The following is an 11,475-nucleotide window of genomic DNA, read 5'->3' as shown; positions in this document are numbered from 1 at the left end:
CCCTTTTTTATACACTTTTTTTACTCTACACAGTATACAAAAATATCCGTTGCCAGTAATCAATTAAATTGATTACCAACAACAGATATTTTAGAACCTTAATATGGAGGGGAGACGCGTGCACGAAAAAAGCGAGGAGCCCAGGTAAACCTGACCACCTCGCTTTTTTCGTTTAACCGTGTCCGTTTAACTAGACGCGGGTTACCTTACCTGATTTCAAAGTCCGAGCAGAAACCCAGACCTTCTTCGGCTTACCGTCCACTAAGATGCGAACCTTTTGTAAGTTCGGCTTCCAAGCGCGACGACTTGAATTCAAAGCGTGAGAACGCTTGTTACCGAAACGCGTCCGCTTGCCGTTAATAAAATCCTTTGCCATGGCGTAAACCCTCCTTTGTTGATTCATTCATTACTTTTTTTAAAAGCAGTGCTTTTTGCTCACCTGACTAATTTACCATACTCTTTTGTGGAACGCAATGTTTTCTTTCAAGGAAATCTACTTGACACCTATTTCCCTTTCCAGTCAGCTTTTCAGTCTTCCTATTTCTATTTTTGGCGTGGTTGTGGTAAGATTAATTTCTGTTAAGATTGTCTATTCAGAATAAGGAGGCTATTTCCATGGCCGTAAAGATTAAGACTCAGTACGGAACAATTGATATTACAAATGAAGTGATTGCGACCGTAGTTGGGGGTGCCGCGACTGATAATTATGGTGTCGTGGGCATGGCAAGTAAAAATCAGATTCGTGATAATGTAAATGATATCTTACGGCGGGAGAATTATGCCCGCGGAGTGGTTGTACGCCAGGAAGAAAACGGCGTGGCCATCGATGTTTACGTGATCGTGAGCTACGGGACAAAAATTTCCGAAGTCTCACGGAACGTGCAATCTAAAGTCAAATATAACCTAGAAACGATGCTCGGCGTAACGGCGAACTCCGTTAACGTCATTGTTCAAGGGGTGCGGGTGTTGGCTGATTAGCCAGACGTACTGAAATCAAGGAGGATACTTAGTTGAAAGTAACAGAAATTACTAATCTTGAGTTTGGTAAGATGGTCCAAGCCGCCTCGCAAAAGCTAAACCAGAATGCCGATTTTATTAATTCATTGAATGTTTTCCCCGTTCCTGATGGGGATACTGGAACCAACATGAGCCTGTCCCTGCAGAGTGGGGCCAAGTACGAACGCGATGCCGATACTGACGCCGTGGGTGCTTTAGCAACGGCTCTCGCCAAGGGTCTACTGATGGGGGCGCGGGGAAATTCCGGCGTTATTCTGTCGCAGATCTTCCGGGGCTTTTCTCGGAAATTGGCTGACAAGCAGACCTTAACGGCGCAAGACCTGGCCGACGGGTTCGCAGCCGGCGCTGAAACGGCTTATAAGGCCGTGATGAAGCCAACTGAAGGAACTATCCTCACGGTGGTTCGCGAGGGCGCTCAGGCCGGTTTAAACACCGCTAAGAAGTCCGATGATATTTTAGCCGTGATGGATGCCGTCTACGAAGCTGCCAAGGCCGCTTTGGCGACGACCCCAGATCTCCTACCGGTCTTGAAACAGGTCGGTGTGGTCGATTCCGGTGGTCAGGGGTTGACGTTTGTGCTTGAGGCCTTTAACGATTCGTTGAACGGTCGGGTGGCCGAGGAGGGCGACTACAAGCCCGATGATGCCGAAATGGACGAAATGATCGACGCTGCGCACCACCAAAGTGTACAGGGTAAGCTCGATCCCGATAGCATCAAATACGGCTACTGTACCGAAATTATGGTGCGGATTGGTCGTGGGAAACAAGTCCAACATGATTTTGACTACGATACCTTCTACAAGTATCTCGCTGACTTAGGCGATTCTCTGTTGGTCGTTAATGATGAAGAGATTGTGAAGGTTCACGTCCATACCGAACATCCAGGTAAGGTCATTGCTTGGGGCCAAGAATTTGGTGACCTAGCGAAGGTCAAGGTCGACAACATGCGGATGCAACAAGAAACCATCATGGAACACGATGAAGAAGCTGCCGAAACGGCGGCACCGGTCGCTGAAGCGGAAGCCCCAGCTGATACGGCGATTATTGCGATCGCTGCCGGTGACGGGTTAGCCACCCTCTTCAAGAGCCTGGGCGTCACGCACGTGGTCAACGGTGGACAAACGATGAATCCAAGTACACAGGACATCGTGGACGCCATCAATGATAGCAAGTCCAAACGCGCCATTGTGTTGCCCAACAACAAGAACATCTTCTTAGCTGCGGAACAGGCGGCTAAGGTGGCGGATATTCCGGCCGTGATCGTGCATTCCAAGACGGTTTCCCAAGGGATGACCGCAATGTTGGGGTACAATCCGGATGCAAAACTGGACGACAATCAAGCCGCCATGGAAGAAAATTTGGCGGCCGTGAAGAGTGGTCAGGTGACTCATGCCATTCGCGATACCGAACTTGATGGTTTTGACATCAAGGAAGGCAACTTCATGGGGATCGTTGACGGGACCATCAAGGTGACCGATGCGGATCTGTTGAAGACGGCGGTTGCGACGGTCAAGGCCATGCTCGATGATGACAGTGAAATTGTCACCATTATTTATGGTGCCGATACGACGGAAGACGTTGCGGATCAATTGCAGTCGGCCGTAGAAGATTTAGACGACGATTTAGAAACGGAAGTTCACAGTGGGGGCCAACCGGTCTACCCATTCCTGATTTCTGTGGAATAATAGCTCACAACCAAAGGGGTCCAGGACGATTGTCCCGGTCCTCTTTCGTGTTACTGTGGGTTAATGCCCGGATGTTCGGCCTAGTCGTGCGGACGGGAAAGTCGTAAAATAAACGTAAGAATAGTGACATTGCTTAGATGGATTAGACGGCCGTTTACAAAAACTAGGCTAAAGTGGTAGAAATGCCTATAGCGAGTTGTACGGGTTAGTTTTCAATTCAATTGTTAACTGGTTTCGATTCAATCCTGGCCATTTAGAAATAAGCTACTTTGGGATGAGAGCCACTTGCTCAGCGATGCTAGCACTAACTCAGTTGCTAATCATCGTTGTAACCGGAGACAGCCAGAGATGGAAGCAGCCGTGAAAGCGATGTAAGCTGATATTCAGCTTACATCGCGGGACGTGTTTGGAGACTGACGGTCTTGGTCCGGCTTCAAACCGAGCCGGAGGACCGCTTCTTAGGCCGCAGGCGATCCCCACAGCGCTGGAATCTCTGGCTGTCGTAGGTGGTGGGTGTCGATTAATTTATAGTGAGATCGCTATGTCAGCTGAGTAAACCACTGAAATTGAAAAGATAATTGTAACCAAGAAAATCGATGGGAGGGGTGTCAGCATGGTGAGCTTAAATGATTCGGTCAGTGAATTGGCCGGCGTCGGACCGAAACGCGCCCAGGCGTTAAAGTCACTGGACATTGAAAACGTAAATGATTTACTGACGTATTTTCCCTTTCGCTATGAGGACCTGCAGGCCAAGGACCCGACCGAATTAACCGATCAAGCGAAGGTGACGTTAAAGGGAACCGTGGCCGCCGCTCCCGTCATTTCACGATTCGGCCGGCGCAAGACGCGGCTGAACTTCCGGCTATTGCTGGATGAACATACCATTATCCCCGTCACCTTCTTCAATCAACCCTGGTTGAAGGATAAGCTTGAGGTGGGCAATGAGCTGGCTGTCTATGGTCGGTTCGATGCCAAACGCCAGAGCCTGGCGGGAATGAAGATTATTGCCAGTGCCGATGGCAGGATGGGATCGATCTATCCGGCGAATAAGGAAGTGCGGCAGGGCACGATTCAAAAACTCGTGGAGAGTGCCTACGCCACCTACGCGCCGGTGATTGTTGACCTGATTCCCGAGCCGTTACGGGTGCAGTACCGGCTGTTGCACCGCCGCCAAATGATTCACGACATGCATTTTCCGGATGGTGATGCCGCCGCTCAAGCCGCCCGGCGCACAGCGAAGTTTGAGGAGTTTTACCTCTTTGAAACGCGGCTTCAGATTGTGAAGCAACAGGATCACACGCTTCACGGGCAGACGCTGGCGTACGATCTGGCCAAGCTTAAGGATTTCATCGCGGCCTTACCCTACGAATTGACGACCGCGCAGAAGCGAGTGGTCAACGAGATCTGTTTCGATTTGAAACGGCCCATCCACATGAACCGCCTCCTGCAGGGGGATGTGGGGAGTGGCAAGACCGTGGTGGCGGCGATTGCCATGTACGCCGCCATTACGGCTGGGGCCCAAGCGGCCCTGATGGCGCCCACGGAAATTTTAGCGGAGCAGCACGCTAATAATTTAGCCAAGTTGTTTGCGGATTCTCCAGTGAACGTGGCGCTATTGACCGGGGCGACTAAACCGGCGGCCCGGAAGACGTTGTTACCCCAGATTGCCAACGGCACGGTGAACCTGATTGTGGGAACGCACGCGCTGATCCAGCCGGAAGTGACCTACCACCGGCTTGGTCTGGCGGTGATCGATGAACAACACCGTTTTGGAGTGAATCAGCGGCAAGCCTTGCGCGAGAAGGGCCAACAACCCGATGTGCTCGCGATGACGGCAACGCCGATTCCTCGGACGCTGGCCATTACGGCCTACGGGGAAATGGACGTGTCGGTGATTAACGAATTGCCGGCTGGCCGTCAGCCGATCAAGACCTCATGGATCCGCAGTAATCAGGTGGACGCGACGTTGCGGCAGGTCAAGGCTGAACTGAGTAGTGGCTCGCAGGCCTACGTGGTCACGCCGCTGATTGAGGAATCAGAGGCCGTGGACATGAAGAATGCCGAGGCCATTTACGCGCGATTTAAAGAAGAATTTGAACCGACGTATCGGGTTGGCTTGTTGCACGGCCGGATGAAAAATGATGAGAAGAATGCCGTCATGGATGCCTTCAAGGCCAACGAGTTTCAGGTGCTGGTGGCCACCACGGTGATTGAGGTGGGGGTCGACGTGCCCAACGCGACGGTCATGTTGATCTATGACGCCGATCACTTTGGCTTGGCCCAACTGCATCAGCTACGTGGCCGGGTGGGTCGAGGAAAGAAGGCCTCGGCCTGCATTCTGGTTGCCGATCCCAAGAACGAGTTGGCGGTGGAACGGATGACGACGATGACCCAGACCAACGATGGCTTCGTGTTATCGCAAAAGGATTTGGAATTACGGGGCCCGGGTGATATTCTGGGTAAGAAACAGTCCGGAGTACCCGACTTTAAAGTGGGCGACCCCGTGGCGGATCTGAATATCCTGAGTGTTGCCCAGCAGGCCGCTAAGGAAACGGTGGCGTCTGCTAATTGGGCGGAAAAAGACGCTAATCTCGCGTTGGCCGCCTTCCTCAGTACGACGGCCCATCAGAATACAACCATGGATTAGAAGGAGACGAATTATGAAAATTGCCGTTGACGCAATGGGTGGCGACTATGCCCCCACTGAAATTATTAAAGGAGTGGAACAAGCACGCGATGCTTACAGTGACGTTGAGTTCTTAGTGTACGGGCAAGCAGAACAGGTTAAGCCCCTGATTCAAGACGATACGCGGATTAAGCTAGTTCCGGCCCCCGAGGTCATTACGATGGAGGATGAACCGGTACGTGCCATCCGCCGCAAGAAGCAGTCAAGCATCGTGCTGGCCGCAACGGCGGTCAAGGAAGGGGCCGCGGATGCCTTTTTCTCCGCCGGAAATTCCGGTGCGGTTCTGGCCGCAGGACTGCTGATTGTGGGCCGGATCAAGGGCATTGATCGGCCGGGATTGACCACGACGTTGCCCGTGCTACGTAAGCCGGACCAATCGAGCTTTGTCATGCTCGATGTGGGCGCTAACGCCGACACTAAGCCATTTAACGTGGTGCAATACGCCGTGATGGGGCAGTATTACGCGCAGGCCATTATGCACGTGAAGCAACCGCGGATTGGCCTCCTGAACAATGGGACCGAAGCCGACAAGGGTGATATGGCCCATCAAGCCATCTACCAGGCCTTGGCGGGGATCGACAGCCTAAACTTTATCGGCAACGTAGAATCACGGGAACTCCTGAATGGCGCGGCGGACGTGGTCGTGACCGATGGGTTTACCGGAAATGCCACGCTCAAGGCCATTGAAGGCACGGCGTTATCGATGCTCAAGCTCATCAAGGGTGAGATTATGAGTGGTGGCTTGGGTGGTAAGATTGGGGCCGGCCTGTTAAAGCCGGTTTTCAAGAACGTTCAGAGTGCCATGGATTACTCCCAGTACGGTGGTGCGGTCCTCTTAGGACTCAAGGCACCGGTCGTCAAGACCCACGGCTCCAGCAAGGCCCCGACCGTCAAGAACACGATTGGCCAAATCCGTGAATTGGTGGCGACCAAGAGCGCCGACCAACTCGTCTCGTATTTTGCGGACCATACCGATGAGATGGCGGCGTTGAAGGAATCCTTGAAGTAGGCGCCGGACCCAGGATGCACGATTAATTTGCTAGACAAGGTCTGCCAAAACGGTTAGACTACTTATTGAATACTGTGAGCGAGGGATTAGATATGACAAGAGCAGAAATTTTTGACAAGATTGCGGACATTATTGCCGATCGGTTTGAGGTTGAACGGGATCAGATCAACGAACAGCTGAACTTTAAGAAGGATTTGGATGCCGATTCGATTGATTTCGTGGAATTTGTCTTGGAACTAGAAGACACGTTTAATGCGGAGATTTCCGATGAGGATGCCGAGAAATTGACGACCATTGGCGAAGTGGTTGATTACATCGTTGCCCACCAAGCCGAAGCAAAATAAGTACTGAGTGAGTCCGGGCCGCACCTTTTTGTCCCGGGCTTTTTCAATCAAAATGGAAGATTCGCTGAATGGTTGGGTTCAGGCTGAACGATTAAGTCATGAAACAAAATAGAAATGAGGGAATTAACGCGTGATTGTTGGATTAAATCAAGAATTAAGAGACAACTTTGATATTCATTTTAAGGATCAATCCTTGCTGGATGAGGCGTTTACGCAGGCATCTTACGTTAACGAGCATCCCAATCAGGGACTCAAATTCTACGAGCGAATCGAATTCTTAGGGGATGCCGTAATGCAATTGGTCGTTTCCAATTACATTTTCCGGCGGTATCCGAACATGCCGCAAGGTCGGTTAACCCGACTGCGGGCGGCGATGGTAAACGAACAGAGCTTTGCCAGTTTTGCGCGTGAGTGTCACTTCGACCAGTATATTCGCTTGGGTCGGGGTGAAGAGAAGGCGCAAGCCCGGCAACGGGACTCTCTGTTGTGTGATATTTTCGAATCCTTTATTGGGGCACTGTACATGGACCAAGGCCTGGATAAAGTCGTGGAATTTGTGACGACGGTGGTCTTCCCTAAGCTGGATGAGGGCCGGTTCGATGAATTCTTTGATCACAAGACGGAACTCCAGGAGCTGGTTCAGAAGAACGGGACGGTCGATATCGACTACCGCCTGCTGGATGAAGAGGGTCCCGACAATGACCGGGCGTTTGAAGTGGCGGTCTACGTGGATAATCAGAAATTAGGTGAGGGCCACGGCCACTCAAAGAAGCATGCCGAGCAGAATGCGGCCCGGCACGCCCTGGATAATTTGAAAACAGAGTAAGGATGACTAACGATGCGGTTAAAGACATTAGAAATTAGCGGGTTCAAATCCTTTGCAGATAAAACCCGAATTGACTTTTTGCCGGGAATGACTGGCATCGTCGGCCCTAACGGAAGTGGGAAGAGTAATATCTCAGAAGCTGTCCGCTGGGTCTTGGGGGAACAATCCGCGAAGAGCTTACGGGGGAGCAAGATGCCCGACGTCATCTTCGCGGGATCGGCGGATCGCCATCCGTTAAACCGGGCGGCCGTGGCGATTACGCTGGATAACAGTGACCACTATCTGAAGAGTGAATACACGGAATTAACCATCAGCCGGATTCTTTACCGTTCTGGTGAAAGCGAGTATCAGTTGAACGGTCAGAGCTGTCGGTTGCGTGACATTACGGAACTGTTGATGGATTCGGGAATGGGGCAAGACTCCTTTTCGATCATTTCGCAGGGGCGCGTGGAAGCCATCTTTAATAGCAAACCGGCGGACCGGCGCAATATCTTTGAAGAGGTTGCGGGGGTTTATAAATACCGGAAGCATAAGGAAAAGGCCCAGCGCGAACTTGAGGAGACCATGACCTATCTCCACCGGGTTGAGGACATCATTGCGGAGTTGGAAGGCCGATTGGAACCGCTCGAGGAACAGAGCAGTCTGGCTGAAGACTACCTGGACCAGCAGAAGAAGTACGCGCTGTTGGAGAAGACCCAGTTAGTCCGGCAGTTGCATACGGAATTGGCCCAAAAGGGAACGGCTGATGAGGCGGTCGCCGAAAAGCAACGCCAAGTCGCCAGTCACCAATCTGCCGAGCAACACCAGACGGCGACCGTCCAGCGGTTGAAGCAGCAACAAACCGACCTGTTGGCCCAAAAGGATACGTTGCAAGCTAAGCTCGTGGCGGCTACCCGGCAGGTCGAACAGTGTCAGGGTCAGGTGAACTTGTCCGGTGAGCAACAGCGGCATCAAGACGAACAACGCCAGGCCGCGGCGGACCAGATCAAACAGCTCACGGCGGATGTTGTGCGCAATCGTCACCAGTTGGCTACCACGGAACAGGCGCTACAGGATTTGACGGCACAAGTAAAAACGGCCAAGCAAGAGATTCGGGCGTTGGTAACCGCCACCTCACCCCAAACTTTGACCGATCTACGGTCCCGGTTGGAGGACTTGCGGACCGCCTATTTCGATCAGAAACAGGCGGTGGCCAATTGGCGGAATCAGCGCCAGTACATCCAGCAAAATCAGGAACGTCTCCTCCAACAGGGGGAACGCGTGGCGCGGCAGATCGCGGATTTGCGGACGTCCGAACAACAGGCACAGGCCAAAGTTGATGCGGCGACACAGGCTGCAACCAGCCATAAGGCGGCCTTGAATGCGGCCGAACAGGCATTGGATCAGGAAGCCGGGCGCTACCAGCACCAGCAGCAGGCCTATCGTCAGCTTCAACACAACTGGCAGGCGGCGCTAGAGGTCTACCAGCGCGCACAGACCAAGGCTGCCAGTCAGCAGGCGTCCTCGGCGGAATATGGCGGCTTTTATCAGGGCGTCCGGGCGATTCTTAAACAACGCCAGCAGTTCGCTGGCCTCCTGGGTGCCGTGTCGGAACTCCTCGATGTGCCGGAACGTTATACGGCGGCCGTGGAATACGCCCTGGGTGGTCAGCTCCAGCAAGTGGTCGTTGACAATGAAGCCACGGCGAAGCAGGCCGTGGGCTATTTACGTCAACAGCGGGCCGGTCGCGCAACGTTTCTCCCATTGACGGCCATCCGGGGTCGTCAGATTGACCGGACCACCCGTCAACAGGTGGCCCAATTGCCGGGATTCCTTGGCATTGGGAGTGAGCTGGTCAAGATTGACGCGCGGGCCCAGGCTATTTTGGCCTATCTGTTGGGAACCACCATCTTTGCGGCGGATTTAGACACCGCGGTGGCCATCAGCCAGCAGATTCATCACCGTTATCGTGTCGTGAGTCTGGCCGGTGACGTGGTCAGCGCCAGTGGGGCGATTACCGGTGGCCAAAATCGGCAGAATCGCAGCAGTGTTCTCCGTCAGCAACAGGAATTACAGCAACTGCAGGCGTCAATTGCCAAGATGAAGCCACAACTCCAAGAACAGGAAGCTAAAATCAAGGCGGCACGTGATGCGCTCGTCACCAGCGAGCAACGCAGCCAAACTTTACAAGTGAAGATTAATCAGCTTCAGCCACAATGTCGGCAGTTGGATGATGATCTGGCGAATGCCCAGACAACGCTGAGTCAGGCCAGCCGCCAGGTTAAGGCCGCCCAGTTGGATATTGATCAGGCGAAGAATGCCGGGGATGACCAACAGGATGCCCATCTGGCTGAACAGATTCTGACCGGTGAGAAGCAGATTACGGCGACCGAAAAGCAGGTCCAAGCCGTCCAACAACAGATTGAGACGGTGACGGCCGAACAGACCACCAAGCAGAAACAGTTGACGGAAAAGCAAGCTTGGCAGGCCGCCGCTAAGGAACGTCAACAACAACAACGTACGAGCTGTGCCGATTTGCGTCAACAGATTGAAACGGCGCAGGGCCAGATTACTGAGTTGAACGCCCAACTGCAGCAGTTGGATCAGCAAGAAGCCTTGACGCCAGCGGCTGCTAAGCAGCAGTTGGTCCAAGCACAGACCGATCGGCAACGGATTGAGACCCAGTTGAAGACGGCCGATAGGCAACTGACCACGGTCAACGATCACCTGGCCACGGCCGAGACCGCCAATCAGCGTACCAGTGGACTGTTACAACTGGCCAACGATGACCTACAGAAGGCCCAAGTCCAGCAGACGCGGTTGGCGGCGTTGATCGACCAGCAACAGACTCAATTGGCCGAGAAGTACCAGTTGAGTCTAGCAGGGGCCGAGCAGGAGGTCAGCGACCTGCCGGATAACGAACTGGCTGTTCAACTGAAATTGCTCAAGAAGGGCCTCGATGAGATTGGGTCCGTCAACGTGAACGCGATTGCCGAATACCAGGAGGTCCGTGAGCGCTATGATTTTCTGACCAAGCAGCGGGATGATCTCCTGACGGCACGCGACCAATTGACGGCGACTATGGACGAACTCGATGGTCAGGTTAAACGGCGTTTTAAACAAAGTTTCGATCAGATTGCGGCCAAATTCGCCGCGACCTTTCAACAGATGTTCGGTGGTGGGAAGGCCGAGCTGGTCCTCACCGATCCGCACGACCTCCTGACCACGGGCATTGACATCATGGCACAGCCGCCGGGCAAGAAGTTCCAGAACATGGGACTCCTCTCCGGGGGAGAACGGGCCCTGACCGCAATTACGCTATTATTTGCTATTTTACAGGTTCAACCCGTCCCATTTTGCATTTTGGACGAAGTGGAAGCGGCCCTTGATCCGGCCAATGTAACCCGCTTCGCCCGCTATATTCACCAGTTCCAAGATCAGACTCAGTTCATCGTGATCACCCACCGTCAGGAAACGATGGTGCAAGCCGATATTCTTTACGGCGTGACGATGCAGGAGTCCGGCGTTTCCAAGATGGTCGCCGTGGATCTGGATCACGAAACCACTACGGAAGGGAAGCAATCCTAATGGGATTATTTGATATTTTTCGGCGCCGGGCTAAAAAGGAACCCGCCAGTGAGGCGCCAGCATCGGTCGCCAGTAGTGCGACACCAGAAGCGACCAGCGCAGCGACTACGGAAAGCGCCGCACCGGTAGCGTCAAGCAGTGCCAGCGCACCCGCCAGCAGTGCGGTTGAACCGACACCCGCTGAATCGGCTGCCCCGGCATCCGAGAGCAGTGTCGCTGCCGAATCATCGGCAGCCGCCAGTGAAGCACCGTCATCAGCGGCCGTAGCGGAACAGTCCGCGGCAACGCCGACCGACGATGCCAGCACGGCCGTTGCGCACCCCGCGACGCCAACGCGTGCC

General features: G+C 53.4%; 8 protein-coding genes and 1 pseudogene. 8 read left to right on the top strand and 1 reads right to left on the bottom strand.

The features are described 5' to 3' along the window. Positions 1–190: 190 nt before the first annotated feature. Positions 191–376 (bottom strand): 50S ribosomal protein L28, encoded by a 186-nt coding sequence (gene rpmB / locus HEQ50_RS11950; RefSeq protein WP_125575175.1) that lies wholly within the window; start codon positions 374–376, stop codon positions 191–193. 239 nt (positions 377–615) lie between these two features. On the opposite strand from rpmB, the gene HEQ50_RS11945 reads away from it, so the two are divergent. From HEQ50_RS11945 to HEQ50_RS11910, 8 genes and pseudogenes are all read left to right on the top strand, one after another. After that, entirely contained in the window at positions 616–978 is a 363-nt protein-coding gene (locus HEQ50_RS11945) for an Asp23/Gls24 family envelope stress response protein (protein ID WP_020088996.1), read from the top strand. Positions 979–1,010: 32 nt separating this feature from the next. After that, entirely contained in the window at positions 1,011–2,702 is a 1,692-nt protein-coding gene (locus tag HEQ50_RS11940; protein ID WP_168900725.1) for a DAK2 domain-containing protein, read from the top strand. A gap of 613 nt (positions 2,703–3,315) precedes the next feature. Beyond that, on the top strand, positions 3,316–5,349 hold the full coding sequence (gene recG, locus HEQ50_RS11935; protein WP_168900724.1) for an ATP-dependent DNA helicase RecG: 2,034 nt from the start codon (positions 3,316–3,318) through the stop codon (positions 5,347–5,349). Between the two features lie 13 nt (positions 5,350–5,362). Next, complete coding sequence (plsX, locus tag HEQ50_RS11930) at positions 5,363–6,397, top strand: phosphate acyltransferase PlsX (protein WP_168900723.1); 1,035 nt, start codon at positions 5,363–5,365, stop codon at positions 6,395–6,397. A 92-nt stretch (positions 6,398–6,489) separates the two neighbouring features. Then, on the top strand, positions 6,490–6,741 hold the full coding sequence (gene acpP / locus HEQ50_RS11925) for an acyl carrier protein (RefSeq protein ID WP_168900722.1): 252 nt from the start codon (positions 6,490–6,492) through the stop codon (positions 6,739–6,741). Positions 6,742–6,871: 130 nt separating this feature from the next. After that, the gene (gene rnc, locus HEQ50_RS11920) at positions 6,872–7,567 is read left to right on the top strand and encodes a ribonuclease III (RefSeq protein ID WP_168900721.1); all 696 of its coding nucleotides are present in this window, start codon (positions 6,872–6,874) and stop codon (positions 7,565–7,567) included. Between the two features lie 12 nt (positions 7,568–7,579). Then, positions 7,580–11,134: a chromosome segregation protein SMC gene (gene smc / locus HEQ50_RS11915; protein WP_168900720.1), complete on the top strand. Its 3,555-nt coding sequence runs from the start codon at positions 7,580–7,582 to the stop codon at positions 11,132–11,134. Then, positions 11,134–11,475 (top strand): annotated as a pseudogene (locus tag HEQ50_RS11910) (signal recognition particle-docking protein FtsY); the annotation flags it as partial. The gene smc and the pseudogene HEQ50_RS11910, both read left to right, overlap by 1 nt.

It is taken from the genome of Lactobacillus sp. HBUAS51381 (assembly GCF_012641095.1).
In the GTDB taxonomy this organism is placed as follows: domain Bacteria; phylum Bacillota; class Bacilli; order Lactobacillales; family Lactobacillaceae; genus Levilactobacillus.
The sequence above is the reverse complement of the archived record's forward strand: the minus strand, read 5'-3'. Positions and strand labels throughout refer to the sequence as shown.